We start from the raw sequence: 25,533 nt of genomic DNA, 5'->3' as shown, positions 1-25,533 counted from the left end.
GTCCGGTCAGGCCCCGGGAGTGTCCCCGCCGCCCTCGGCCTCCCCGCCGCCCTCGCCGTCTCCTTCGGCGGCGGCGTCCGGCCGCGGCGGGCCGTCCTGGTCCGCCGCATCCTCGGGCTTCGGCTTCGGCTGGGGGCGGCCACCGGACAGGTCGCGGAAGTACGAGCCCGTCTCCGTGGCCGTCTCGGGGCCCGCCGCGGGGTCACGCCGCCGCAGGTACCGCTCGAACTCCCGGGCGATGGCGTCGCCCGACGCCTCCGGCAGGTCGGCCGTGTCCCGCGCCTCCTCCAGCGTCTGGACGTACTCCGCCACCTCGCTGTCCTCCGCGGCCAGTTGGTCCACGCCCAGCTGCCAGGCCCGCGCGTCCTCCGGCAGTTCGCCCAGCGGGATCCGGATGTCGATCAGATCCTCCAGCCGGTTCAGCAGCGCCAGCGTCGCCTTCGGGTTCGGCGGCTGCGACACGTAGTGCGGCACCGCCGCCCACAGCGACACCGCCGGCACGCCCGCGTGCGTACAGGCCTCCTGGAGGATGCCCACGATGCCCGTGGGGCCCTCGTACTTGGTCTCCTCCAGGTCCATCGTCCGCGCCAGGTCCGCGTCCGAGGTGACCCCGCTCACCGGCACCGGCCGGGTGTGCGGGGTGTCCCCGAGCAGTGCCCCCAGGATGACCACCATCTCCACGCCCAGTTCGTGGGCGAAGCCGAGGATCTCGTTGCAGAACGACCGCCACCGCATGGACGGTTCGATCCCCCGGACCAGCACCAGATCGCGCGGCTTGGCGCCGCCGATCCGGACCACCGACAGCCGTGTCGTCGGCCACGTGATCTTCCGTACCCCGTTGTCCAGCCACACCGTCGGCCGGTTGACCTGGAAGTCGTAGTAGTCCTCGGCGTCCAGAGCCGCGAAGACCTCGCCCTTCCACTCCCGGTCCAGGTGTGCGACCGCACCGGAGGCCGCGTCACCCGCGTCGTTCCAGCCCTCGAACGCGGCCACCATGACCGGGTCGATCAGCTCGGGCACGCCCTCAAGCTCGATCACCCAGGTCTCCTTCCGAAGTTCCCTTGCGTACGTGGGTCAGCCTAAGCCTTGATACGACGCCAGCCACAGCCCACGACAGAGGGGCGGTTCCCCTCGGAACCGCCCCTCTTCCCCACCTGCGTGAGAGCTATGCCTTGTGGCCCAGCATCTCCTCGACGCGGGCCCGGACGGCCTCGTCGTCCAGGCCGCGGATCGTCACCGTCGTACGGCGGCGCAGCACGTCGTCGACCGTCTCGGCCCACTCGTTGTCACGGGCGTAGGCGACCTGCGCCCAGATCTCCGGACCGTCCGGGTGGATGCGCTCGGCCAGCGCCGGGTCCTCGTTCGCGAGGCGCGCGATGTCGAAGGCCAGCGAGCCGTAGTGCGAGGCGAGGTGGCGGGCGGTGAGCGGGTCCATCCGGGTGCCCGGCTCACGGTCCACCAGCAGCCGGTGCGCGACCGCGTTCGGGTTGGCGACACCCGGCAGCGCGATCCGGCGCACGAGGGACTTCACCGGCTCCATGTCGTCGGTCAGCGGGCTGCCCGGGAGCTTCGCCAGCTTGTCCATGACCACACGGCCGATGTGGCGGTACGTCGTCCACTTGCCGCCGGCCACCGACAGCATGCCGCCGGCGCCCTCGGAGACGACCGTCTCGCGCTTGGCCTTCTCCACACCGCCGGGGCCGCCGGGCAGCACCCGCAGGCCGGCGAAGGCGTACGTCATGAGCGAGCGGTCGAGGTCCGCGTCCTTCACCGAGAAGGCCGCCTCGTCCAGGATCTGCGCGATGTCGGACTCGGTGGCGCGCACGTCCGCCGGGTCGCCCTCGTACACCTCGTCGGTGGTGCCGAGCAGCAGCTGGTCCTCCCAGGGGAGGGCGAAGGTGATGCGGTACTTGTCGATCGGGGTGGCCATGGCGGCCTTCCACGGCGACTTGCGCTTCATGACGATGTGCGCGCCCTTGGAGAGGCGGATCGACGGCATGGAGTGCTTGTCTTCCATGCGCCGCAGGTGGTCCACCCACGGGCCGGTGGCGTTGAGCACGACGCGTGCGTCGACCCCGAACTCGGTGCCGTCGAGACGGTCCCTGAGCTCGGCACCGGTGACCCGGCCCCGCGTCTTGCGCAGGCCGGTGACCTCGGCGTGGTTGAGGACGACCGCGCCCGACTCGACGGCCGCGCGGACCGTCATGACGGCGACGCGGGAGTCGTTCATCTGGTGGTCGTAGTAGACAGCGACGGCCTTGAGGTTGTCCGTCTTCAGGCCCGGGTTGTCGGCGGCGGCACGGGCCGGGGATATGACCTTGCCCATGCCGTCGCCGAAGGCCGAGAGGGCGGAGTAGGCGAAGACGCCCGCGCCCAGCTTGGCCGCACCGACCGGTCCGCCCTTGTAGACCGGCAGGTAGAAGGTGAGCGGGTTGACCAGGTGCGGGGCCACGTCCTTGGCCAGCACCCGCCGCTCGTGGTGGTTCTCCGCGACCAGCTTGACCGCGCCGGTCTGCAGGTAGCGCAGACCGCCGTGGACCAGCTTGGAGGAGGCCGAGGAGGTGGCGCCGGCGAAGTCGCCGGCGTCCACCATGGCAACCCGCAGACCCGACTGCGCGGCGTGCCAGGCCACCGAGGTGCCCAGGATTCCACCGCCGATGACCAGCAGGTCGTACGTGGCCTTCGCCAGCTGCTCACGGGTCTCGGCGCGGCTCGCGTTCGAACCGGCGGTCGGGTGCGTACCCAGGGCGGGAACGCTCTGCAGGCTGCTCATATCTCTTTAGCTCCTCGTCGATTCGTCAGCCGAGTGCGGTCAGCTGGCGTCTTCGTCGTCGACCCAGCCCATGGACCGCTCCACGGCCTTGAGCCAGCTCTTGTACTCGCGGTCCCGCTGCTCGGCGGGCATCCGCGGGGTCCACTCCGCCGCGCGGCGCCAGTTGGCGCGCAGGGCGTCGGTGTCGGGCCAGAAGCCGACGGCCAGGCCGGCGGCGTAGGCGGCGCCGAGGCAGGTGGTCTCGGCGACCATCGGGCGCACCACCGGGGCGTCCAGGAAGTCCGAGAGCGTCTGCATCAGCAGGTTGTTGGAGGTCATGCCGCCGTCGACCTTGAGGGCCGTGAGCTCGACGCCTGAGTCCTTGGTCATGGCGTCGGTGATCTCGCGGGTCTGCCAGGCGGTGGCCTCCAGGACGGCACGGGCGATGTGCGCCTTGGTGACGTACCGGGTGAGGCCGGCGATCACACCGCGGGCGTCGGAGCGCCAGTACGGGGCGAACAGACCGGAGAAGGCCGGCACGAAGTAGGCGCCGCCGTTGTCCTCGACCGAAGAGGCCAGGGTCTCGATCTCGGCCGCGGACTTGATCAGGCCCATCTGGTCGCGCATCCACTGGACGAGCGAGCCGGTGACGGCGATGGAGCCCTCCAGGGCGTAGACCGGCTTCTGGTCGCCGATCTGGTAGCCGACCGTGGTCAGCAGGCCGCTGTAGGAGTTGATGATCTTGTCGCCGGTGTTCATCAGCATGAACGTGCCGGTGCCGTACGTGGACTTGGCCTCGCCCTCGGCGAAACAGGTCTGGCCGAAGAGGGCGGCCTGCTGGTCACCGAGCGCCGAGGCGACCGGGACACCGGCGAGGACGCCGTCCTTGACGTGACCGTAGACCTCGGCGGAGGACTTGATCTCGGGGAGGACGTTGAGCGGGACGCCCATCGACTCCGCGATCTTGTCGTCCCAGGCCAGCGTGTGCAGGTTCATCAGCATGGTGCGCGAGGCGTTGGTGACGTCGGTGACGTGCACACCGCCCTGGGCGCCACCCGTGAGGTTCCAGATGACCCACGAGTCCATGGTGCCGAAGAGGATGTCGCCGGCCTCGGCACGCTCGCGCAGGCCCTCGACGTTGTCGAGCAGCCAGCGGACCTTCGGGCCGGCGAAGTAGCTCGCCAGCGGCAGGCCGGTCTCGCGGCGGAAGCGGTCCTGGCCGACGTTGCGGCCGAGCTCCTTGCACAGGGCGTCGGTCCGGGTGTCCTGCCAGACCAGCGCGTTGTGGACGGGCTCGCCGGTGTGGCGGTCCCACAGGAGGGTGGTCTCGCGCTGGTTGGTGATGCCGACGGCCTTGACGTCGGCGGCGGTGATCTCGGCCTTGGCGATGGCCCCGGCGACGACCTCCTGGACGTTGGTCCAGATCTCGGAGGCGTCGTGCTCGACCCAGCCCGGCTTCGGGAAGATCTGCTCGTGCTCCTTCTGGTCGACGGCGACGATGCGGCCGTCACGGTCGAAGACGATGCAGCGGGAGGAGGTGGTGCCCTGGTCGATCGCGGCGATGAAGGGGCCGGTGCTGCTGGTCATGTGGCTGCTCCTGGCAGGTCTGGTGAGTAGGCGGAATCAGGAGGGCGGTGCGGATCTTACGAACGCGGCCGTGCTGATCAGGCGAACGCGATGTTGTAGAGACCACCGGCGAGGACGGCACCGACGAGCGGGCCGACCACCGGGATCCAGGAGTATCCCCAGTCGGAGCCGCCCTTGTTGGGCAGCGGGAGCAGGGCGTGCACGATGCGCGGACCGAGGTCGCGGACCGGGTTGATGGCGTAGCCGGTCGGACCGCCGAGCGAGAGGCCGATTCCGACGACGACGAAGGAGGTGATGAGGACACCGATGACACCGAGGCCCTTGCCGTCACCCTGCAGGCCCTGGGTGAGGATCGCCAGGACGAGGACGAAGGTACCGATGATCTCGGTGGCGAGGTTCTGGACGACGTTGCGGATCTCGGGGCCGGTGGAGAAGATCCCGAGTACGGGGCCCGCCTGGTCGTGCGGGTGCGGGTCCTCCGGGCCGAGCTTGGCGTCGCGGATGTTCTCCGGGTCCGCCAGGTGCACCCGGAACTGGCCGTAGTAGGTGATCCACATCAGGACCGCGCCGAGCATCGCGCCCAGCAGCTCGCCTGCGAAGTAGACCGGTACGTCGCTCCACTCGCCGGTCTTGACGGCGAGGCCGACGGTGACCGCCGGGTTGAGGTGCGCGCCGGAGAGCGGGGCGGCCACGTAGGCGGCGATCAGTACGGCGAAACCCCAGCCGAAGGTGATCGCGAGCCAGCCGGCGTTCCGGGCCTTGGAGCTCTTGAGTGTCAGTGCGGCGCAGACGCCACCGCCGAGCAGTGTGAGCAGGGCGGTACCGATGGTCTCGCCGATGAAGATGTCGGAGCTGGACACCCGCGACTCCTTACGTACGTCCAGGGGTGGGCGGACACCGGGTCCCTCCGGTGGGTCCGCGCACTCGGTGAGTGCTGCACCGGTCCTTGGCCTTGTCGCATCCTAGCGCGTATTGCCGTTAGGTGTTCGACAATGCCGACCGGTGAACGGCAGTTTTCCGCCCAAGTGAAGAATGCGTCAAGAGCCCGCCAGGCCAAGGTGTCGGATCGTTACCACTAGGTACGATCGCCCAAAACCAGCCATCCTGCGGTCGGGATATGGCGAAAAGTGGGCAGAAAGCAGCCAGATGGCCGCTCTGAGGTGCTAAAGCAAGGTCAGAACCGGCCCGCGCCGAGGTCGCGTGAAACCGATCGCGCGCAGTCCCGCACGGATGCCACGAGGGCCGCATGGGGCTCCCCGGACGCCCCGCAGACCCGTTCCACGGCACCTGCCACCGCCACCGCGCCGACCGGCATCCGGCGCCGGTCGTGGATCGGCGCCGCCACCGAGGCGATGCCCTCCCAGGTCTCCTCGACGTCGGCGGCCCAGCCGCGTGCCCGGGTCAGGTCCAGGATCTCCTCGAAACCCGCGGAGTCCGTGACCGTACGGGGGGTGAACGCCTCGCGCTCCACCTCCAGCGCCTGGGTGTGCGCGACCGGGTCGTACGCGGACAGCACCTTGCCCAGCGCGGTCGAGTGCAGCGGCTGCATGGCCCCGACCTCCAGTACCTGGCGGCTGTCGTCGGGCCGGAAAACGTGGTGCATGATCAGCACCCCGCTCTTGTGCAGCACGCCCACGTAGGTGCTCTCACCGCTCGCCCGGGCCAGGTCGTCCGTCCACACCAGTGCGCGGGCGCGCAGCTCGTGCACGTCGAGGTAGCTGTTGCCCAGGCGCAGCAGCTCCGCGCCCAGCTGGTAGCGGCCGGAGGCGGGGTCCTGCTCGACGAAGCCCTCGGCCTGCAGGGTGCGCAGGATGCCGTGGGCCGTCCCCTTGGCCAATCCCAGCGAGGAAGCCACGTCGGAGAGCCCCAGCCGGCGCTCACCGCCGGCCAGGAGCCGCAGCATCGCAGCGGCTCGTTCGAGCGACTGGATGTTCCGTGCCATCGCGCAGCCTCCTGCTGACCTTGCTGTCATTACTGACATCTTGATGCGGTTCGACAATGCTGAACAGTATCGGCCGATGCCGACCTCGCGCAGCGAGGGGGAAGCTGTTCGACGTACCGTTGCCGGGACACCCCTGGCAACCCCCGCCACAGAATGCAGTCCGCCACGTGGGACACCCGCACCGGGGCCGGTACCTCGCGGTTACGCTGGCGACGTGCACCCTTGACACAGAAGGGGTGCAAAGCCGACAGCCGTCGCAACCCAGGGAGCACAACCATGGCTTCGTTGCCCAACCTGCCCGCTGACACCCAGACCCGGGCCGATGCCCTCCGGGAGGCGCTCGCGACCCGCGTGGTCGTCGCCGACGGAGCCATGGGAACGATGCTCCAAGCGCAGGACCCCACGATGGAGGACTTCCAGCAGCTCGAAGGCTGCAACGAGGTCCTCAACATCACCCGCCCCGACATCGTGCGCTCCGTCCACGAGGCGTACTTCTCGGTGGGCGTGGACTGCGTCGAGACCAACACCTTCGGCACGAACTACGCGGCGCTCGCCGAGTACGACATCGCCGAACGCAATTTCGAGCTGTCGGAGGCCGGCGCGCGCATCGCCCGCGAAGTCGCCGACGAGTTCACCGCCTCCACCGGCCAGCAGCGCTGGGTCCTCGGCTCCATGGGCCCCGGCACCAAGCTCCCCACGCTCGGCCACATCACCTACGCCCAGATCCGCGACGCCTACCAGGTCAACGCCGAGGGCCTGCTCTCCGGCGGCGCCGACGCGCTGCTCGTCGAGACCACCCAGGACCTCCTGCAGACGAAGTCCTCGATCATCGGCGCCCGCCGGGCCATGGAAGCCCTCGGCGTCACCGTGCCGCTGATCTGCTCCGTCACCGTCGAGACCACCGGCACCATGCTCCTCGGCTCGGAGATCGGCGCGGCCCTGACCGCGCTGGAGCCGCTGGGCATCGACATGATCGGCCTGAACTGCGCCACCGGCCCCGCCGAGATGAGCGAGCACCTGCGCTACCTCGCGCGCAACGCCCGCATCCCGCTGTCCTGCATGCCCAACGCCGGCCTGCCCGTCCTGACCAAGGACGGCGCGCACTACCCGCTCAGCGCCCCCGAGCTGGCCGACGCCCAGGAGACCTTCGTCCGCGAGTACGGGCTCTCCCTGGTCGGCGGCTGCTGCGGCACGACCCCCGAGCACCTGCGCCAGGTCGTCGAGCGGGTCCGCGGCACGGCCATCACCGAGCGCACCCCCCAGCCCGAGCCCGGCGCCGCCTCGCTCTACCAGACCGTGCCCTTCCGCCAGGACACCTCGTACATGGCGATCGGTGAGCGCACCAACGCCAACGGCTCCAAGAAGTTCCGTGAGGCCATGCTGGAGGCCCGCTGGGACGACTGCGTGGAGATGGCGCGCGACCAGATCCGTGAGGGCGCGCACATGCTCGACCTCTGCGTGGACTACGTGGGCCGTGACGGCGTCGCCGACATGGAGGAGCTGGCCGGCCGCTTCGCGACGGCCTCGACGCTGCCCATCGTGCTGGACTCGACCGAGGTCCCGGTCATCCGGGCGGGTCTGGAGAAGCTGGGCGGGCGTGCGGTCATCAACTCGGTGAACTACGAGGACGGCGACGGCCCCGAGTCCCGCTTCGCGAAGGTCACCCGGCTGGCCCAGGAGCACGGCGCCGCGCTGATCGCGCTGACCATCGACGAAGAGGGCCAGGCCCGCACCGTCGAGCACAAGGTCGCCATCGCCGAACGCCTCATCGACGACCTGACGGGCAACTGGGGGATCCGCGAGTCGGACATCCTCATCGACACGCTCACCTTCACGATCTGCACCGGCCAGGAAGAGTCCCGCAAGGACGGCATCGCCACGATCGAGGCGATCCGCGAGCTCAAGCGGCTCCACCCGGACGTCCAGACCACCCTCGGCCTGTCCAACATCTCCTTCGGCCTCAACCCGGCCGCCCGCGTCCTGCTGAACTCGGTCTTCCTCGACGAGTGCGTCAAGGCAGGCCTGGACTCCGCCATCGTCCACGCCTCCAAGATCCTGCCGATCGCCCGGTTCGACGAGGAGCAGGTCACCACTGCCCTCGACCTGATCTACGACCGGCGCGAGGGCGACTACGACCCGCTGCAGAAGCTGATGGCCCTCTTCGAGGGCGTCAACACCAAGTCGCTCAAGGCCGGCCGCGCCGAGGAACTCCTCGCCCTGCCGCTGGACGAGCGACTGCAGCGCCGGATCATCGACGGCGAGAAGAACGGCCTGGAGGCCGACCTGGACGAGGCCCTGCAGACCCGCCCGGCCCTGGACATCGTCAACGACACGCTGCTGGAGGGCATGAAGGTCGTCGGCGAGCTGTTCGGCTCCGGCCAGATGCAGCTCCCCTTCGTGCTGCAGTCCGCGGAGGTCATGAAGACGGCCGTGGCCTACCTCGAGCCGCACATGGAGAAGACCGACGACGAGGGCAAGGGCACGATCGTGCTGGCCACGGTCCGCGGCGACGTCCACGACATCGGCAAGAACCTCGTCGACATCATCCTCACCAACAACGGCTACAACGTCGTCAACATCGGCATCAAGCAGCCCGTCTCGGCGATCCTGGAGGCGGCGCAGGAGCACAAGGCCGACGTGATCGGCATGTCCGGTCTGCTGGTGAAGTCGACCGTGATCATGAAGGAGAACCTGGAGGAGCTCAACCAGCGCAAGCTGGCCGCCGACTACCCGGTCATCCTCGGCGGCGCCGCCCTGACCCGCGCCTACGTCGAACAGGACCTCCACGAGATCTACGAGGGCGAAGTCCGCTACGCCCGCGACGCCTTCGAGGGCCTGCGCCTGATGGACGCCCTGATCGCCGTCAAGCGCGGTGTTCCCGGCGCCTCCCTCCCCGAACTCAAGCAGCGCCGCGTCGCCAAGAGGGACACCCCGCTGCCGCAGGCGGAGGAGCCCGAGGAGCAGGGCGGCCGCTCCGACGTGTCCGTCGACAACCCCGTCCCCACCCCGCCGTTCTGGGGCACCCGCGTCGTCAAGGGAATCCCCCTCAAGGACTACGCCTCCTGGCTGGACGAGGGCGCCCTCTTCAAGGGCCAGTGGGGCCTCAAGCAGGCCCGCGCGGGCGGGGCCACGTACGAGGAGCTCGTCGAGAGCGAGGGCCGTCCGCGCCTGCGCGGCCTCCTGGACAAGCTGCACACCGAGAACCTCCTCGAGGCCGCGGTCGTCTACGGGTACTTCCCCTGCGTGTCCAAGGGCGAGGACCTGATCATCCTGGACGAGGCGGGCAACGAGCGGACCCGCTTCACCTTCCCGCGCCAGCGCCGCGGCCGCCGCCTGTGCCTGGCGGACTTCTTCCGCCCGGAGGAGTCCGGCGAGACCGACGTGGTCGGCCTCCAGGTGGTCACGGTCGGTTCGAGGATCGGCGAGGCCACGGCCAAGCTCTTCGAGTCCGACTCCTACCGCGAGTACCTGGAGCTGCACGGCCTGTCCGTCCAGCTCGCCGAGGCCATGGCCGAGTACTGGCACGCCCGCGTCCGCGCAGAGCTCGGCTTCGGCGGCGAGGACCCGGCCCAGGTCGAGGACATGTTCGACCTCAAGTACCGCGGCGCCCGGTTCTCCCTCGGCTACGGGGCCTGCCCCGACCTGGAGGACCGCGCGAAGATCGCCGACCTCCTCCAGCCGGAGCGGATCGGCGTCCACCTGTCGGAGGAGTTCCAGCTCCACCCGGAGCAGTCCACCGACGCGATCGTGATTCACCACCCCGAAGCGAAGTATTTCAACGCACGCTGAGGTCAACCGACGTACACTTGTCGGTCCCATACAGGCCGGTCGCCTGTTCCCAGGGGAATGCCCCGCGGGAAGAGGTGACCGGCCTTCTCGTCCCTTCTGAGAGGTCCGCGCATGACGAGCACCATTCCCGCCCCCGTCGCCCGCACGGCCGACGGCTCGGCCCTGCAGGCGGTGCTCCTCGACATGGACGGCACCCTGGTCGACACCGAGGGCTTCTGGTGGGAGATCGAGGCGGAGATCTTCCAGGAGCTGGGCCACCGGCTCGAGGAGTCCTGGCGCGACGTGGTCGTCGGCGGCCCGATGAGCCGCAGCGCGGCCTTCCTGATCGAGGCCACCGGCGCCGCCATCGGCCTCGCCGAGCTGAGCGTCCTGCTCAACGAGCGCTTCGCGGCCCGCATCGCCGACCGGGTGCCGCTGATGCCCGGCGCCGAGCGGCTGCTCACGGAGCTGGCCCGGCACAACGTGCCCACCGCCCTCGTCTCCGCCTCGCACCGCCGGGTCATCGACCAGGTCCTGCTCACCCTCGGCCGCGACCGCTTCACGATGACGGTCGCCGGGGACGAGGTCGCCCGTACCAAGCCGCACCCGGACCCGTACCTGCTCGCGGCGCGGACGCTGGGCGCACACCCCTCGCGCTGCGCGGTCATCGAGGACACGAACACCGGGGTGGCGGCCGCCGAGGCCGCCGGCTGCCGGGTCGTGGCGATCCCCTCGGTGGGCGTGATCGAACCGGCTCCGGGGCGTACGGTCGTGCGCTCGCTGGAGGACGTGGACCTGGCGTTCCTGCGCTCCCTCATCGCCCCGATGAACTGAGCGGGCACCCCCGCACCGCCGCCGCCCCCCGGTTACCCACGGCAACCTCGGCACGCACGCGCGGGTGCCGACACGGACCGACACATCCTGAGCACGCTCCGTACCGAACGGAACGCCTGCGGGATGGAGGTCCAACGGAAGGATCTTCCGTCGCGGGCCCCGGAGGCTGAAATTCCATCCCTCTCCGGGGCGGTCGCTCAGAGTGAGCTTGGTCACGCGCCAAACCCCTCATGGGCCTGTCCGGGGGCCCCTTTGCCTTCCCTTGTGTCCGGATTGATCAGTCACTGACCGAATCTGCGCACCCCTGCGCATGAACAGGCAGTTCGCTCCCATCACGGTGCGATTACACCCCAAGTCCGGCCAGTTCCAGCCATCCCGTCCCGGACCACTACTGTCAACGCGGGCACTACGCCGCACCTCTGCCGTCCCGGACGCACACCCCTGTGCCGGGACCGCGTGGACCGATCGTCACACCACCGGCCCGATCGTTCCGCCCTGAACGGGCGAGCCGCGAAGTGCCCTCTACGCCGCTTTGACCAAGTGCCGGTTACAGGGAGTACTTCCAGCATGAACCGCAAGACCATGGTGCTGACGGCCGCGGCCGGACTGCTCACCCCCGTGCTCGCCGCATGCGGCAGCGCGAGCGGCGGAGGAGCAGGCTCCGGAGCGATCGTCGTCGGGACCACCGACCGGTTCGAAGCCGCAGACTTCGCTCCCGCCCCCTTCGACCCGGCCTACGCCTACGACGCCGGAGCCTGGAACGTCCTGCGCCAGACCGTCCAGACGCTGATGCACACCCCGCGCGGCGGCGGCCAGCCCGTCGGCGAAGCCGCCTCCGCCTGCCGCTTCACCGACGCCGGCAACGAGAGCTACCGCTGCACCCTGCGCCCCGGCCTCAAGTTCGCCAGCGGTGACCCGCTCACCGCCAAGGACGTCAAGTTCTCCATCGACCGCGTCCTCGCCATCAAGGACGAGAACGGCCCCTCCTCGCTGCTCTCCACCCTCGACAACGTCGAGGTCAAGGGCGCCGACACGGTCGTCTTCCACCTGAAGACCCCGGACGCGACCTTCCCGTACAAGCTCTCCACCCCCGCCGCCGGCATCGTCAGCGAGAAGAACTACGACGCCAAGAAGCTCCGCGAGGGCTTCTCCGTGGACGGCTCCGGCCCGTACACGATGAAGGCCGAAGTCAAGGACAACCGGCTCGTCCGCGCCGTCTTCAGCAAGAACCCGCACTACAAGGGCGACATCAAGCTGCAGAACGACAAGGTCGAACTGCGCACCTTCCCCGACTCCCCGGCCATGGGCAAGGCACTCACCGCCGGGAAGATCCACATGGTCTCCCGCACCCTGTCGCCCGCCCAGATCACCGAGTTCTCCGCCCAGCCGCCCAAGGGCGTCAAGCTCGTCCCCATGCCCGGCCTGGAGATCCGCTACCTCGGCTTCAACACCGAGGCGCCGGTCGTCAAGGACAAGGCCGTGCGCCAGGCCCTCGCCGCCGCCGTCGACCGCGGCGCACTGGTCTCCAAGGTCTACGGCAAGTCCGCGCAGCCGCTCTACTCGCTGGTCCCCACCACCGTGACCGGCCACGTCAACTCCTTCTACAACAAGTACGGCGAGGCCAACACGGCCAAGGCCGCCGCACTGCTGAAGGACGCCGGGATCAAGACCCCGGTCAAGCTGACCCTGCACTACACCAACGACCACTACGGCGACGGCACGGCCGCCGAGTTCGAGGCCCTCAAGGCCCAGCTCAACTCCACCCAGCTCTTCGACATCACCGTCCAGGGCAGCGAGTGGGCCGAATTCCGTCCCGCACAGAAGAAGGGCGACCACGCCGCCTACGGGCTCGGCTGGTTCCCCGACTACGCGGACGCCGACAACTTCCTCGCCCCGTTCCTGGAGCAGGACAACTTCCTGGGCACGCCGTACGCCAACAACACGGTGCGCAACAGGCTCATCCCCGAATCGCGGCGCGCCGCCGACCGAGGCGTCGCCGTCCCCGCGATCACGGAGATGCAGGACATCGTCGCCGAGGACGTGCCCGTCCTGCCCCTGTGGCAGGGCAAGCAGTACGTCGCCGCACGCGACGGGATCACCGGAGTGGAGTGGTCGGTCAACGCCATCTCCGACCTCCAGCTGTGGGAGCTCGGCCGCGGCGTAAGCGGCTGAGCAAGGCAACGACCGGCAGCGGGTGTCGCGAGCCGGGCAACGAAACAGTTCGACTGTGAAGGACGTTCGCGTGAATCGACGTAACCAGTGGCTGGCGGCTCCGCTCGGCGCAGCCACCGCCGCCGCGCTGCTCAGCGGTTGCGGTTCGACCGATGGCTCCAATGCCGGCAGCGGCAAGGGCGTGGTCATGGGCATATCCGACAAGGTGAAGTCCACCGACCCGGCCTCGGGCTACGACCCGGGCTCCTGGCTGCTCTTCAACAACGTCTTCCAGTCGCTGCTGAGCTTCCCCAAGGGCGGTACCACCCCCGAGCCCGACGCCGCGCAGACCTGCGGCTTCGAGGGCGCGGACAGCAAGCTCTACAAGTGCACCCTGCGGGCCGGCCTGAAGTTCAGCAACGGCCACAGCCTCACCTCGAAGGACGTCAAGTTCTCCTTCGAGCGCACGCTGAAGATCAACGACGAGAACGGCCCGGCCGTGATGCTCTCGTCGATCGCCGGCATCGACGCCCCCGACGACAAGACCGTCGTCTTCCGCCTCAAGAACTCCGACGCGACCTTCCCCAGCAAGATCGCTTCCGGTGCGGGCTCCATCGTCGACCACAGCGAGTACCCGGCGGACAAGCTGCGCACGGACAACAAGGCCGTCGGCTCCGGCGTCTACAAGCTCGACTCGTTCACCGACAAGAGCGCCACCTTCTCGGTCAACGACTCCTACACCGGCAAGGCCAAGGCCAAGAACACCGGCGTCACCCTGAAGTTCTTCAACGGCGACCAGAGCGGCCTCAAGAAGGTCCTGGAGAGCGGGGACGTGGACTTCGCGTTCCGCGGCCTCGCCGCCAAGGACATCGCCGCCCTCGCCTCGACCAAGACCGGCGACAACAAGGTCGACGTCGTCCAGGGCACCGGCGCCGAAGTCGAGCACATGGTCTTCAACGTCAACGACCCCGTCGTCGGCAAGCTGCCCGTCCGCAAGGCCATCGCCTACCTCGTGGACCGCGAAGCCCTCGTCCGGGACGTGTACGCGGGCACCGCCACCGCGCTCTACTCCATCGTGCCGACCGGCATCGCCGGCCACACCACCCCGTTCTTCGACCGCTACGGCGGCTCCCCGCAGCCCGACAAGGCCAAGGCCGTCCTCAAGGCGGCCGGCATCAACGGCAAGGTCAAGCTGACCCTGTACTCCACCCCGTCCCGCTACGGCCCCTCCACGGACCAGCAGTTCGAGGTCATCGCCAAGCAGCTCAACGAGAGCGGCCTCTTCGACGCCGACGTCAAGTCCGTCGAGTACGAGCAGTACGAGAAGGACATCCAGGCCGGCAAGTACGGCGTGTACGTGAAGGGCTGGGTGCCCGACTACCCGGACGCCGACAACTTCACGCAGCCGTTCTTCGGCCCGGACAACGTGCTGAACAACAACTACGACAACAAGGAGATCACCGGGACGATCATCCCGTCGACCTCCGCGAAGTCCGACCGCACCGCGGCCAACACGGACTACAACCGCCTCCAGGACATCGTCGCCGACGAGCTCCCGCTCCTCCCGCTCTGGCAGGGCAAGCAGTACGCCGTCACCCGCCAGAACGTCAGCGGCCTCCAGTGGTCCCTCGACGCCTCGACCGTCTTCCGCTTCTGGGAGATCAGCAAGGGCTGACCCCGACCGGGCCACGCACAACGGGCCGGCAGCCGCACCACGCGGCTGCCGGCCCGTTCGCGCACCCGACCACCCCTACTGGGCGCCGGGACGCACCAGACCGCTCTCGTACGCGTACACGGCCGCCTGGACCCGGTCACGCAGCCCCAGCTTCGTCAGCACGTGCCCCACATGCGTCTTGACCGTCGTCTCGCTCACGAACAGGTCCGCCGCGATCTCCGCGTTCGACAGCCCCCGGGCCACCAGCTTCAGCACCTCGACCTCGCGCTCGGTCAGCGTCCCCAGCGTGTCCGGGACGCTCTCCTCACCCGACGGCAGATGCCCCGCGTACTTGTCCAGCAGCCGCCGCGTGATGCTCGGCGCGAGCATCGCCTCACCACCCGCCACCACCCGGATCGCCTGCACCAGCTCCGCGGCTGGCGCATCCTTCAACAGGAACCCGCTCGCGCCCGCCCGCAGCGCCTCCACCACGTACTCGTCCAGATCGAACGTGGTCAGCACCAGCACCTTCGCCGGCCCGTCCCGGCCCGGACCGGTGATCTGCCGGGTCGCCTCCACCCCGTCCATCCGCGGCATCCGGATGTCCATCAGCACCACATCGGGCTGCAACGCCCGCACCTGGTCCAGCGCCTGCAGACCGTCCCCGGCCTCACCGACCACCGCCAGGTCCTCCTCGGCCTCCAGGATCATCCGGAAGCCGGTGCGCAGAAGTGGCTGGTCATCGACCAGCAGGACGCGGATGGCCACGGGGTCTACCTCGTATTCGTCGGACGGCTACGGCGGGCCCGTCCATTCTGCCCTGATCCGACGATCATGATTCCGCCGGGCGGTCCGACCCCGGCCGCGCCGCAGGCACCTCCCGCCGGTAGCCGGGCGAGATCACCAGCGGATACGGCGGGGGAGTCCCCCCGAACTCCGGACACACCGCCTGATGATCACACCAGCCGCACAGCTTCGTCGGCCGCGGCCGCCACTCACCCGACTCCGTCGCCTCCCGGATCGCCTCCCACAACGCGAGCAGCTTCCGCTCCACCCGCTCCAGGTCCGCCACCACCGGGTCGTACGTCAACACGTCCCCACTGCCCAGATACACCAGCTGCAGCCGCCGCGGCACCACCTGCTTCAGCCGCCACACCACCAGCGCGTAGAACTTCATCTGGAACAACGCACCCTCGGCATACTCCGGCCGCGGCGCCTTGCCCGTCTTGTAGTCGACGATCCGCACCTCACCCGTCGGCGCCACGTCCACCCGGTCGATGATCCCCCGCAACCGGAGCCCCGACTCCAGCTCCGTCTCCACGAAGAACTCCCGCTCCACCGGCTCCAGCCGCGTCGGATCCTCCAGCGTGAACCAGCGCTCGACCAGCGCCTCCGCCTCCGTCAGCCACCGCGCCAGCCCCGCCCCCTCGTCACCCTCCGGGAACAGCTCCGTCAGCAGCTCCGGCTTCGCCTCCAGCAACCGCTCCCACTGCCCCGGCACCAACGCCTTCGCCCGCGGAGCCGTCCGCTCCACCGCCGGATGATCGAAAAGCCGCTCCAGCACCGCATGCACCAGCGTCCCGCGGGTAGCCGCCGCACTGGGCTTCTCCGGCAACTTGTCGATCACCCGGAACCGGTACAACAGCGGGCACTGCATGAAATCGCTCGCCCGCGAAGGGGAGAGCGAAGCGGGCGCCACAGCGCTCGGTGTCGCGGCATCGGCTGCGCCTGGCACAGCACCGGGGCTCGTCGTCATGGACAAAACCCTACGACCCGCCACCGACAGCACGCGCATACCATCGACGCCAGAGCCCCTCGCACTGCATGATCGGAGCATCACAGCCCGCTTACGCACTGCGGACCACACTGGAAACACCGATCCCCGGGACTCCGTCCGGGGGACCCCGAGGAACGAAGGACAGCCGTGGCAGACACCGACGAAACCGGCGAGCGCGCGGGCCGGCGCTCCGGACCGGGCGGCGGAATCCTCATGGGCCGCCCCTTCGGCGTGCCCGTCTACGTCTCCCCCAGCTGGTTCCTCGTCGCCGCCCTCATCACCTGGGTCTTCGGCGACCAGCTCGACCGCGTCCTGCCCGACCTCGGACCCGTCCGCTACCTCGTCTCCCTCTTCTTCGCCGTCGCCTTCTACGCCTCCGTCCTGGTCCACGAGCTCGCACACACCGTCGCCGCCCTCCGCTTCAAACTCCCCGTGCGCCGCATCCAGCTCCAGTTCTTCGGCGGAGTCTCCGAGATCGAAAAGGAATCCGAGACCCCCGGCCGCGAATTCGTCCTCGCCTTCGTCGGCCCCCTCCTCTCCCTCCTCCTCTCCGGAGCCTTCTACCTCGGCATGAAAGCCGTCGACCCGGCGAGCGTCCCCGGCGTCCTCCTCGCCGGCCTGATGATCTCCAACCTCCTCGTCGCCGCCTTCAACCTGCTCCCCGGCCTCCCCCTCGACGGCGGCCGCATGCTCCGCGCCGTCATCTGGGGCATCACCGGAAAACCCATGACCGGCACCGTCGCCGCCGCCTGGGTCGGCCGCGGCCTCGCCATCGCCGTCCTCCTCGGCCTGCCCCTGCTCACCCACACCGGACTCCTCGGCAACCGCACCCAGGAGATCGGCGGCATGAACACCGTCATGGACGCCCTGCTCGCCGCCATCCTCGCCGCCATCATCTGGACCGGAGCCGGCAACAGCCTGCGCATGGCCCGCCTGCGCGAACACCTCCCCGAACTACGCGCCCGCACCCTCACCCGCCGCGCCATCCCCGTCGAGAACGCCACCCCCCTCTCCGAAGCCCTGCGCCGCGCCAACGAAGCAGGAGCACGCGCCCTCGTCGTCGTCGACGGCCACGGCGACCCCACCGCCATCGTCCGCGAGAGCGCCATCGCCTCCGTCCCCGAACACCGCCGCCCCTGGGTCGCCGTCAGCACCCTCGCCCAGGACCTCACCGACGGCATGAAGGTTTCCGCGGAACTCACCGGCGAAGAACTCCTCGACCGCCTCCGCGCCACCCCCGCCACCGAGTACCTCGTCCTCGAAACCGGCGGCGCCATCTACGGCGTCCTGTCCACCCTCGACGTCGAAAAGGCCTTCGTGAAGGCCATGGCACGGCCCCAGTCCTGAAGCCAATACACTGGTCACATGTCCGAACCGACCGGTGCCGCCCGCCGACGCGGGCCCTTCGAGGTCGGGGACCAGGTTCAGCTCACCGACCCCAAGGGCCGCCACTACACGTTCACGCTCGAAGCCGGGAAGAATTTCCACACCCACAAGGGTTCCTTCCCCCACGACGAGCTGATCGGTGCCCCCGAGGGCAGTGTTGTCCGTACCACGGGCAACGTCGCCTACCTCGCGCTGCGTCCCCTGCTCCCCGACTATGTCCTGTCCATGCCCCGCGGCGCCGCCGTGGTCTACCCGAAGGACGCCGGCCAGATCCTGGCCTTCGCCGACATCTTCCCCGGCGCCCGCGTCGTGGAAGCAGGTGTCGGCTCCGGCTCCCTGAGCAGCTTCCTGCTGCGCGCCATCGGCGACCAGGGCATGCTCCACAGCTACGAGCGCCGCGCGGACTTCGCCGAGATCGCCACCGCCAACGTCGAGCGCTACTTCGGCGGCCCCCACCCCGCGTGGAAGCTGACCGTGGGCGACCTCCAGGACAACCTGGACGAGACCGACGTCGACCGCGTCATCCTCGACATGCTCGCCCCCTGGGAGTGCCTGGACGCGGTCAAGAAGGCCCTCGTCCCCGGCGGCATCCTCTGCTGCTACGTGGCCACCACCACCCAGCTGTCCAAGACCGTCGAATCCATCCGCGAGATCGGCTGCTTCGCCGAGCCGCAGCCCTGGGAATCGATGATCCGCAACTGGCACGTCGAAGGCCTGGCCGTCCGCCCGGACCACCGCATGATCGGCCACACCGGCTTCCTCGTCACCGCCCGCCGCCTCGCGGACGGCGTCGAGCCCCCCATGCGCCGCCGCCGCCCCGCCAAGGGCGCCTACGGCGAGGACTACGACGGACCCGGCAGCGACCGCTCCGCGTAACCGTACCGCCGACCCAACACGAAGGCGCTGTGGCGCAGTTCCCCCGGCCGAACGGGAACTGCACCACAGCGCCTTTTCGTTGTCCCCGTGCCGACCCCGCCCGGTCCGGCCCGCGCGCGCTCACACCGCCCCGGATCCAACGGGACCGGACCCGGCCGTTCCACCTCCGTGTGAGGTATGGCACGATGCTGGCTCCCCGTCACCCTTCGCACAGGAGACACCCCGCGTGCTGCACAGCCCCGCCGAGCTGACGCCGACCCCGGACACCCTGGCGCACAGCATGGCCAGGCCCCTCCACTGGCTCGCCACGGCCACCGCCATGGCCGCCGTGATAGCCACCGCGGGACTCGTACAGCCGGCCACCGGCACCCCCGCCACCACGCCGGACCCCACCGCGAACGGCCCCCAGGCCGCCGCTCCCGACGCCGCAGCCGTCACCTACCCCCTGGACTGCAAGGGCGCCCCGCAGGCCGTCACGGCCACCGCCCAGGGCGACCTCGACGGCGACGGCCGCCCCGAGACCGTGGCCGCCGTCCGCTGCGAAGCCGGATCGGGCACCCCGCCCCATGCGATCTACGTCCTCGTCCAGGACCGCAGCGAAGGCGCCCGCCCCCGCGTCGTCGCCACCCTCCTCGAGGCCGGACAACGCCAGACCGTCACGGAACTCACCGTGGGCGACCGCGCCGTCACCGCGAGCCTCCTCGGCTACTCCGCACCCGAGGTGCCGCGCTGCTGCCCTGACAAGAAGCAGCTCGCCAAGTGGCGCTGGAGCGACGGAAAATTCCGCCAGGAGCTGACGGACTCAGCCGCCAGAAGTGTTTGAAGCGTCACTCCGCGTCAGGACCGAAGACTTCCACCCTGTCCGAAACGCGCCTTACGTGAATACAGTCCCCCGGGCATTCCTTCGCCGAGTCCACCACGTCCTGGAGCAGCGTCAGCGGAACCGGAGTGGTCGCCCCCGCCTCCTGCAGCAGCTCGTCCTCGGGGCTCTTCACGTACGCCAGACCATCAATGTCCAGCTCGAACACCTCGGGCGCGTACTGCGCGCAGATGCCGTCCCCGGTGCAGAGGTCCTGGTCGATCCAGACCTCAAGCGGCTCGCCGGCCTCACCGGCCGCGCCCGTCGGAGCCTCGTGCTGCACGGTCATATCTCCTGCCGTTCCCTGCGCTGAGTGATCCATCCCGGTCACAACCCGCAGCAAGTCGCGCGAGCCCTGACGGGTGTTGAACAGTTCGACCTTACAACCGGCCGCTTCCCGAGTTTGATGGGTGGGTATTTCCTTGGCGTGAGGGAGTACGCAAGGGTGAAGATCGGACACACCTCTACCGTCTTTGTGATCTAGGGGTTTCAATCACCACCAGCCCAGGTAGGGTCAGGAAGCGTCCAGCTCCCCTTGGAGGAGGTGAGGACCGTGGCAGCCCACGACGACGACATCAACCGCGGCATCCGGCCCGGGCGAGGGTCTGAGGACCCCGCCGGCCAGGTTGCCTATCTCGAGCAGGAAATCGCCGTCCTGCGACGCAAGCTCGCCGACTCTCCGCGACACACGAGGATTCTCGAAGAGCGGATCGTCGAGCTGCAGACAAATCTTGCCGGCGTCTCCGCACAGAACGAACGACTCGCGAATACCCTCCGTGAGGCCCGGGACCAGATCGTGGCCCTCAAGGAAGAAGTCGACCGGCTCGCACAGCCGCCGGCCGGTTTCGGTGTCTTCCTGCAAGCCAACGAGGACGGCACCGTCGACATCTTCACCGGAGGCCGAAAGCTCCGCGTGAACGTCAGCCCCAGCGTCGACCCGGAAGACCTCCGGCGCGGCCAGGAGGTCATGCTCAACGAGGCCCTCAACGTGGTCGAGGCCATGGAATTCGAGCGGGCCGGGGACATCGTCACCCTCAAGGAGATCCTCGAGGACGGCGAGCGCGCCCTGGTCGTCGGGCACACCGACGAGGAGAGGGTGGTGAGGCTCGCCGAGCCGCTCCTGGACATCACCATCCGCCCCGGCGACGCCCTCCTGCTCGAACCCCGCTCCGGCTACGTCTACGAGGTCGTCCCCAAGAGCGAGGTCGAAGAACTCGTCCTCGAAGAGGTCCCCGACATCGACTACGACAAGATCGGCGGCCTGGGCGACCAGATCGAGCTGATCCGCGACGCGGTCGAGCTCCCGTACCTCTACCCGGACCTCTTCAAGGAACACGAACTGCGCCCGCCCAAGGGCATCCTGCTCTACGGCCCGCCCGGCTGCGGCAAGACGCTCATCGCCAAGGCCGTCGCCAACTCCCTTGCCAAGAAGGTCGCCGAGGTGACCGGCCAGCCCGCCGGGAAGTCCTACTTCCTGAACATCAAGGGCCCCGAACTCCTCAACAAGTACGTCGGCGAGACCGAGCGGCACATCCGCCTCGTCTTCCAGCGTGCCCGGGAGAAGGCGAGCGAGGGCACCCCCGTCATCGTCTTCTTCGACGAGATGGAATCCCTCTTCCGCACCCGCGGATCCGGAGTCAGCTCGGACGTGGAGAACACCATCGTCCCCCAGCTGCTCGCCGAGATCGACGGCGTGGAAGGCCTGGAGAACGTCATCGTCATCGGCGCCTCCAACCGCGAGGACATGATCGACCCGGCCATCCTGCGCCCCGGCCGCCTCGACGTGAAGATCAAGATCGAGCGCCCGGACGCCGAGGCCGCGAAGGACATCTTCGCGAAGTACCTCAAGGCCTCCCTGCCCCTGCACACGGACGACCTGTCCGAACACCAGGGCTCCAAGGACGGCACCGTCCACAGCATGATCCAGACCGTCGTCGAGCAGATGTACGCCGAAACCGAGGAAAACCGCTTCCTCGAGGTCACGTACGCCAACGGCGACAAGGAAGTCCTCTACTTCAAGGACTTCAACTCGGGCGCGATGATCCAGAACATCGTGGACCGTGCGAAGAAGATGGCGATCAAGGCCTTCCTCGAGCACAACCAGAAGGGCCTCCGGGTCTCCCACCTCCTCCAGGCGTGCGTGGACGAGTTCAAGGAGAACGAGGACCTGCCCAACACCACCAACCCGGACGACTGGGCCCGAATCTCCGGAAAGAAGGGAGAGCGGATCGTATTCATCCGCACCCTCGTCACCGGAAAGCAAGGCGCGGACACCGGACGCTCCATCGACACGGTGGCGAACACCGGTCAGTACCTCTGACGCGGAGCGGCTGCGGATGCCCTCCCCGGGCATCCGCAGCCGACTGCTTTACCCGACCGCTTTACCGGCCGTTTTTCAGCCGGTGAAAGGGCGGATTCAATGACGGAAATGATCTCCCCACGAGCGCGCAGTGGTTCTAGGCTCTTCCGTACCGCCGGACGCGCAGTGCGGGGACGGGCACCGCACAGGCACACGCACCGGAGCACCAGCGGTACTTGAGCGCCGCTCCCGAAGGGGAGCGCCGCCGGGCAAGGAGGGCCGCATGACCGTACGGCGAGTAATGGGGATCGAGACGGAGTACGGGATCTCCGTCCCGGGGCACCCGAACGCCAATGCCATGCTCACCTCGTCCCAGATCGTCAACGCCTACGCGGCGGCGATGCACCGGGCGCGACGCGCCCGCTGGGACTTCGAGGAGGAGAATCCGCTGCGGGACGCCCGCGGCTTCGACCTCGCCCGCGAGGCCGCCGACAACAGCCAGCTCACCGACGAGGACATCGGCCTAGCCAACGTCATCCTCACCAACGGCGCACGGCTCTACGTCGACCACGCACACCCCGAGTACAGCTCCCCGGAGATCACCAACCCGCTCGACGCCGTCCTCTGGGACAAGGCCGGCGAGCGGATCATGGCCGAGGCCGCCGTACGGGCCGCCCAGCTGCCCGGAGCCCAGCCGATCCACCTCTACAAGAACAACACCGACAACAAGGGCGCCTCCTACGGCACGCACGAGAACTACCTGATGAAGCGGGAGACCCCCTTCTCGGAGATCGTGCGCCACCTGACCCCCTTCTTCGTCTCCCGGCAGGTCGTGACCGGCGCCGGCCGCGTCGGCATCGGCCAGGACGGCCGCGAACACGGCTTCCAGATCAGCCAGCGCGCGGACTACTTCGAGGTCGAGGTCGGCCTGGAGACCACCCTGAAGCGGCCCATCATCAACACCCGGGACGAGCCGCACTCCGACGCCGAGAAGTACCGACGGCTGCACGTGATCATCGGCGACGCGAACCTCTCCGAGATCTCCACGTACCTGAAACTCGGCACGACCGCACTTGTCCTGTCCATGATCGAAGACGGGTTCATCAACGTCGACCTCGCCGTCGACCAGCCCGTACGCACCCTCCACCAGGTCTCCCACGACCCCGACCTGAAGCACCTCATCACGCTGCGCAGCGGCCGGACGCTCACCGCGGTGCAACTGCAGATGGAGTACTTCGAGCTGGCCCGCAAGTACGTGGAGGAGCGTTTCGGCTCCGACGCGGACGAGCAGACCATGGATGTGCTGGTCCGCTGGGAGGACGTGCTGGGCCGGCTGGAGAGCGACCCGATGAGCCTGTCGGGGGAGCTGGACTGGATCGCCAAGCGGGAGATCCTGGAGGGCTACCGGCGCCGGGACGGGCTGGGCTGGGACGCGGCGCGGCTGCACCTGGTCGACCTCCAGTACTCGGACGTACGGCCCGAGAAGGGCCTCTACAACCGTCTGGTGGCCCGGGGCAAGATGAAGCGGCTGGTGGAGGAGCCGGCCGTCGAGCGGGCCCAGAGCAAGCCCCCGGAGGACACCCGGGCCTACTTCCGAGGCCGCTGCCTGGAGCAGTACGCGGACGACGTGGCCGCGGCCTCCTGGGACTCGGTGATCTTCGACCTTCCCGGCCGGGACTCGCTCCAGCGGGTCCCGACGCTGGAGCCCCTGCGGGGGACCCGGAACCACGTCAAGGAGCTCCTGGACCGCTGCCGCACGGCGGAGGACCTGGTGCGGGTGCTTTCGGGGCAGTGAGCGGTGCCGTGGGGGCCTGAAAAGGCCCCGGTCCGGGAATCATGAGGAGAACCGGACGTTGTGAAAGTGCGGGGACGAATGTCGGACCCTCCTAGTAGGGTCCGGCATAGGGTCTGATCTTGAGAGATCCCGAATCCCGGGGTCTCTCGACGTGAGCGTGCGAACCGAGCGGGGTGAGGTAGACATGGCGACCAAGGACACCGGCGGCGGACAGCAGAAGGCGACGCGCTCGACCGAGGAGGTCGAGGAGGCTGCGGTCGAAGAATCGACCGACCTCAAGGAGCGCCAGGAAAAGCTCTCCGACGACGTCGACTCCGTACTTGACGAAATCGATGATGTGCTCGAAGAGAACGCCGAGGATTTCGTGCGCTCCTTCGTGCAAAAGGGTGGCCAGTAGACCGGATTCACCTTCGATTCGAAGGTGAATGGGCGGCGGTGGCGCTGGAGCTGGTGAAGCGGTGCTCCCGGTGCGGCGAGGAGAAGTCGCATCGGGAGGTTGCCTCTGAGCGAGCCAACCTCGATGGACTGCAAAGGCACTGCCGCGTTTGCGGTGACGAGTCCCACCGAAAGCGCGAGCAGACGATGGGCAGGCTACCTAGGCCCAGCGCCCCTGAAGGTCGCAAGTTTTGTCTCGGGTGCGGTGAGGAGAAGCCGCACTCCGAGTGGCACCGGAACAGGTCAGCCTCCGGTGGCCTCGCGACGCGTTGCAAAGCATGCCGAGCGGTCGAACGCCGGGCGGGTCATCTCAAGCGCTCCTACGGCATGACCGAGGCCGATCGGGACGAATTGATCGCCGCTCAAGGCGAGGTCTGCGCGATCTGCCAGGAAGGTCTGGCAGAGCACGTTGATCACGATCATCAGACGGGTAAGGTCCGAGGCGTACTGTGCTTCAGCTGTAACGCAGCCCTGGGGCAGTTCAAGGATCGGCCGGACGTCATGAGGCGTGCAGCCGCTTACGTGGAAGGAAACCTGTGGAACCCAACACTCGTAGCACAGGGCGTCTACCGGCAGCCTTCCTGACGCCGGGGTCGTCGTCCTTCATGGACTTCCTGGGCGCGCACTCGCCCGAGATGCTGCCCGGCAACCGCCGGCTGCCGGAGGGCGTGGTCGAGGCGCCGCACGGGACGACCATCGTGGCCGCCACCTTCCCCGGCGGGGTCGTCCTCGCCGGTGACCGGCGGGCGACCATGGGGAACATGATCGCGCAGCGGGACATCGAGAAGGTGTTCCCGGCGGACGAGTACTCCGCCGTCGGCATCGCCGGTACGGCCGGTCTGGCCGTGGAGATGGTGAAGCTGTTCCAGCTGGAGCTGGAGCACTTCGAGAAGGTGGAGGGGACGACCCTCTCCCTGGAGGGCAAGGCCAACCGGCTGTCCACCATGATCCGGAGCAATCTGGGCATGGCGATGCAGGGGCTGGCCGTCGTGCCGCTGTTCGCGGGGTACGACGAGGCCAAGGAGAAGGGCCGGATCTTCTCCTACGACGTGACCGGCGGCCGCTCCGAGGAGCACGGCTTCGCCGCCACCGGATCGGGTTCGATCTTCGCCCGGGGCTCGATGAAGAAGCTCTTCCGCCCCGATCTGACGGAGGAGCAGGCCACCACGCTGGTCGTGCAGGCGCTGTACGACGCCGCCGACGACGACTCGGCGACCGGTGGGCCGGACCTGTACCGCCACATCTATCCGATCGTCACCGTCATCACCGACGAGGGATTCCGCAGGCTGACGGACGCAGAGTCGCAGGAACTCGCCCGTACGGTCACCAACCGTCGTCTGGAGCAGCCCGACGGCCCCCGCGCCGCCCTGCTCTGACCATCCGTCGCCCCTCAGGAGCCCAGAAGAAAGGGACGGAAA

The 25,533-nt window shown here is 68.8% G+C and carries 21 protein-coding genes; 12 read left to right on the top strand and 9 right to left on the bottom strand.

Annotated elements, in window-relative coordinates; all coding sequences use genetic code 11:
• Positions 1 to 6 precede the first annotated feature (6 nt).
• From OG472_RS12245 to OG472_RS12225, 5 genes are all read right to left on the bottom strand, one after another.
• Positions 7 to 1,038, bottom strand: a complete 1,032-nt coding sequence (locus OG472_RS12245) for a PAC2 family protein (RefSeq protein ID WP_405941404.1) — start codon at positions 1,036 to 1,038, stop codon at positions 7 to 9.
• Between the two features lie 127 nt (positions 1,039 to 1,165).
• Positions 1,166 to 2,773 carry an FAD-dependent oxidoreductase gene (locus OG472_RS12240; RefSeq protein ID WP_383573503.1) on the bottom strand — a complete coding sequence of 536 codons (1,608 nt, stop codon included), beginning with the start codon at positions 2,771 to 2,773 and terminating at the stop codon, positions 1,166 to 1,168.
• 39 nt (positions 2,774 to 2,812) lie between these two features.
• Positions 2,813 to 4,339, bottom strand: a complete 1,527-nt coding sequence (glpK, locus tag OG472_RS12235; RefSeq protein ID WP_383573506.1) for a glycerol kinase GlpK — start codon at positions 4,337 to 4,339, stop codon at positions 2,813 to 2,815.
• A gap of 77 nt (positions 4,340 to 4,416) precedes the next feature.
• A complete protein-coding gene (locus OG472_RS12230) occupies positions 4,417 to 5,199 on the bottom strand; it encodes an MIP/aquaporin family protein (RefSeq protein ID WP_401609151.1) in 783 nt (260 codons plus the stop codon).
• Positions 5,200 to 5,513: 314 nt separating this feature from the next.
• Entirely contained in the window at positions 5,514 to 6,281 is a 768-nt protein-coding gene (locus OG472_RS12225; protein WP_383573512.1) for an IclR family transcriptional regulator, read from the bottom strand.
• A 276-nt stretch (positions 6,282 to 6,557) separates the two neighbouring features.
• Here OG472_RS12225 and metH point away from each other — a divergent pair, with 276 nt between their 5' ends.
• From metH to OG472_RS12205, 4 genes are all read left to right on the top strand, one after another.
• A complete protein-coding gene (gene metH / locus OG472_RS12220) occupies positions 6,558 to 10,070 on the top strand; it encodes a methionine synthase (protein WP_405829419.1) in 3,513 nt (1,170 codons plus the stop codon).
• 111 nt (positions 10,071 to 10,181) lie between these two features.
• Positions 10,182 to 10,883, top strand: a complete 702-nt coding sequence (locus OG472_RS12215) for an HAD family hydrolase (RefSeq protein ID WP_401609156.1) — start codon at positions 10,182 to 10,184, stop codon at positions 10,881 to 10,883.
• Between the two features lie 567 nt (positions 10,884 to 11,450).
• Complete coding sequence (locus OG472_RS12210) at positions 11,451 to 13,055, top strand: ABC transporter substrate-binding protein (protein ID WP_401609158.1); 1,605 nt, start codon at positions 11,451 to 11,453, stop codon at positions 13,053 to 13,055.
• 70 nt (positions 13,056 to 13,125) lie between these two features.
• The gene (locus OG472_RS12205; RefSeq protein WP_401609159.1) at positions 13,126 to 14,709 is read left to right on the top strand and encodes an ABC transporter substrate-binding protein; all 1,584 of its coding nucleotides are present in this window, start codon (positions 13,126 to 13,128) and stop codon (positions 14,707 to 14,709) included.
• A gap of 75 nt (positions 14,710 to 14,784) precedes the next feature.
• Here OG472_RS12205 and OG472_RS12200 read toward each other — a convergent pair whose 3' ends face one another.
• Both OG472_RS12200 and OG472_RS12195 read right to left on the bottom strand, forming a co-directional pair.
• On the bottom strand, positions 14,785 to 15,456 hold the full coding sequence (locus OG472_RS12200; protein WP_030722859.1) for a response regulator transcription factor: 672 nt from the start codon (positions 15,454 to 15,456) through the stop codon (positions 14,785 to 14,787).
• Positions 15,457 to 15,520: 64 nt separating this feature from the next.
• The gene (locus OG472_RS12195; RefSeq protein ID WP_405941403.1) at positions 15,521 to 16,444 is read right to left on the bottom strand and encodes a RecB family exonuclease; all 924 of its coding nucleotides are present in this window, start codon (positions 16,442 to 16,444) and stop codon (positions 15,521 to 15,523) included.
• A 234-nt stretch (positions 16,445 to 16,678) separates the two neighbouring features.
• Here OG472_RS12195 and OG472_RS12190 point away from each other — a divergent pair, with 234 nt between their 5' ends.
• The 3 genes from OG472_RS12190 to OG472_RS12180 all read left to right on the top strand — a co-directional run bounded on the left by OG472_RS12190 (position 16,679) and on the right by OG472_RS12180 (position 19,550).
• Positions 16,679 to 17,812, top strand: coding sequence for a site-2 protease family protein (locus OG472_RS12190; protein WP_401609688.1), 1,134 nt, complete (start codon positions 16,679 to 16,681; stop codon positions 17,810 to 17,812).
• Between the two features lie 18 nt (positions 17,813 to 17,830).
• On the top strand, positions 17,831 to 18,727 hold the full coding sequence (locus tag OG472_RS12185; protein ID WP_053785960.1) for a tRNA (adenine-N1)-methyltransferase: 897 nt from the start codon (positions 17,831 to 17,833) through the stop codon (positions 18,725 to 18,727).
• Positions 18,728 to 19,007: 280 nt separating this feature from the next.
• Positions 19,008 to 19,550 (top strand): hypothetical protein, encoded by a 543-nt coding sequence (locus OG472_RS12180; RefSeq protein ID WP_405834846.1) that lies wholly within the window; start codon positions 19,008 to 19,010, stop codon positions 19,548 to 19,550.
• A gap of 4 nt (positions 19,551 to 19,554) precedes the next feature.
• On the opposite strand, the gene OG472_RS12175 is transcribed toward OG472_RS12180, so the two are convergent.
• Positions 19,555 to 19,875: a ferredoxin gene (locus tag OG472_RS12175; RefSeq protein ID WP_365483834.1), complete on the bottom strand. Its 321-nt coding sequence runs from the start codon at positions 19,873 to 19,875 to the stop codon at positions 19,555 to 19,557.
• A gap of 264 nt (positions 19,876 to 20,139) precedes the next feature.
• Between OG472_RS12175 and arc the strand changes: the two genes are divergently transcribed.
• From arc to OG472_RS12160, 3 genes are all read left to right on the top strand, one after another.
• A complete protein-coding gene (gene arc, locus OG472_RS12170) occupies positions 20,140 to 21,906 on the top strand; it encodes a proteasome ATPase (RefSeq protein WP_319730019.1) in 1,767 nt (588 codons plus the stop codon).
• A gap of 262 nt (positions 21,907 to 22,168) precedes the next feature.
• Entirely contained in the window at positions 22,169 to 23,680 is a 1,512-nt protein-coding gene (gene dop, locus OG472_RS12165; RefSeq protein ID WP_401609163.1) for a depupylase/deamidase Dop, read from the top strand.
• A gap of 184 nt (positions 23,681 to 23,864) precedes the next feature.
• Positions 23,865 to 24,077, top strand: a complete 213-nt coding sequence (locus OG472_RS12160) for a ubiquitin-like protein Pup (protein WP_030016348.1) — start codon at positions 23,865 to 23,867, stop codon at positions 24,075 to 24,077.
• Between the two features lie 281 nt (positions 24,078 to 24,358).
• Here the strand turns inward: OG472_RS12160 and OG472_RS12155 are convergent, their stop codons facing one another.
• Positions 24,359 to 24,538: a hypothetical protein gene (locus tag OG472_RS12155; RefSeq protein ID WP_405943261.1), complete on the bottom strand. Its 180-nt coding sequence runs from the start codon at positions 24,536 to 24,538 to the stop codon at positions 24,359 to 24,361.
• On the opposite strand from OG472_RS12155, the gene OG472_RS12150 reads away from it, so the two are divergent.
• Together OG472_RS12150 and prcB are read left to right on the top strand one after the other, a co-directional pair.
• Positions 24,467 to 24,700 carry an endonuclease VII domain-containing protein gene (locus tag OG472_RS12150; RefSeq protein ID WP_405834844.1) on the top strand — a complete coding sequence of 78 codons (234 nt, stop codon included), beginning with the start codon at positions 24,467 to 24,469 and terminating at the stop codon, positions 24,698 to 24,700. The genes OG472_RS12155 and OG472_RS12150 overlap by 72 nt on opposite strands.
• Positions 24,652 to 25,491, top strand: coding sequence for a proteasome subunit beta (gene prcB, locus OG472_RS12145; protein WP_319730030.1), 840 nt, complete (start codon positions 24,652 to 24,654; stop codon positions 25,489 to 25,491). Before OG472_RS12150 ends, prcB begins: the two co-directional genes overlap by 49 nt.
• Positions 25,492 to 25,533: the final 42 nt, after the last annotated feature.

Origin of the sequence: Streptomyces sp. NBC_00207, assembly GCF_045160965.1 — a bacterium.
Classification (GTDB): domain Bacteria; phylum Actinomycetota; class Actinomycetes; order Streptomycetales; family Streptomycetaceae; genus Streptomyces.
Note: the sequence above shows the minus strand (reverse complement) of the source record. Positions and strands in the feature narration are given on the sequence as shown.

Bases quoted from the DNA above. Each gene is read 5' to 3' on its own strand.
- OG472_RS12215 (WP_401609156.1), top strand. From the start codon at position 10,182: ATGACGAGCACCATTCCCGCCCCCGTCGCCCGCACGGCCGACGGCTCG.
- OG472_RS12240 (WP_383573503.1), bottom strand. From the start codon at position 2,773: ATGAGCAGCCTGCAGAGCGTTCCCGCCCTGGGTACGCACCCGACCGCC.
- OG472_RS12180 (WP_405834846.1), top strand. From the start codon at position 19,008: ATGGCCAGGCCCCTCCACTGGCTCGCCACGGCCACCGCCATGGCCGCC.
- glpK (WP_383573506.1), bottom strand. From the start codon at position 4,339: ATGACCAGCAGCACCGGCCCCTTCATCGCCGCGATCGACCAGGGCACC.
- metH (WP_405829419.1), top strand. From the start codon at position 6,558: ATGGCTTCGTTGCCCAACCTGCCCGCTGACACCCAGACCCGGGCCGAT.
- OG472_RS12225 (WP_383573512.1), bottom strand. From the start codon at position 6,281: ATGGCACGGAACATCCAGTCGCTCGAACGAGCCGCTGCGATGCTGCGG.
- OG472_RS12210 (WP_401609158.1), top strand. From the start codon at position 11,451: ATGAACCGCAAGACCATGGTGCTGACGGCCGCGGCCGGACTGCTCACC.
- OG472_RS12195 (WP_405941403.1), bottom strand. From the start codon at position 16,444: ATGACGACGAGCCCCGGTGCTGTGCCAGGCGCAGCCGATGCCGCGACA.
- OG472_RS12190 (WP_401609688.1), top strand. From the start codon at position 16,679: ATGGGCCGCCCCTTCGGCGTGCCCGTCTACGTCTCCCCCAGCTGGTTC.
- OG472_RS12160 (WP_030016348.1), top strand. From the start codon at position 23,865: ATGGCGACCAAGGACACCGGCGGCGGACAGCAGAAGGCGACGCGCTCG.
- OG472_RS12185 (WP_053785960.1), top strand. From the start codon at position 17,831: ATGTCCGAACCGACCGGTGCCGCCCGCCGACGCGGGCCCTTCGAGGTC.
- OG472_RS12155 (WP_405943261.1), bottom strand. From the start codon at position 24,538: ATGATCGTGATCAACGTGCTCTGCCAGACCTTCCTGGCAGATCGCGCA.
- OG472_RS12175 (WP_365483834.1), bottom strand. From the start codon at position 19,875: ATGACCGTGCAGCACGAGGCTCCGACGGGCGCGGCCGGTGAGGCCGGC.
- dop (WP_401609163.1), top strand. From the start codon at position 22,169: ATGACCGTACGGCGAGTAATGGGGATCGAGACGGAGTACGGGATCTCC.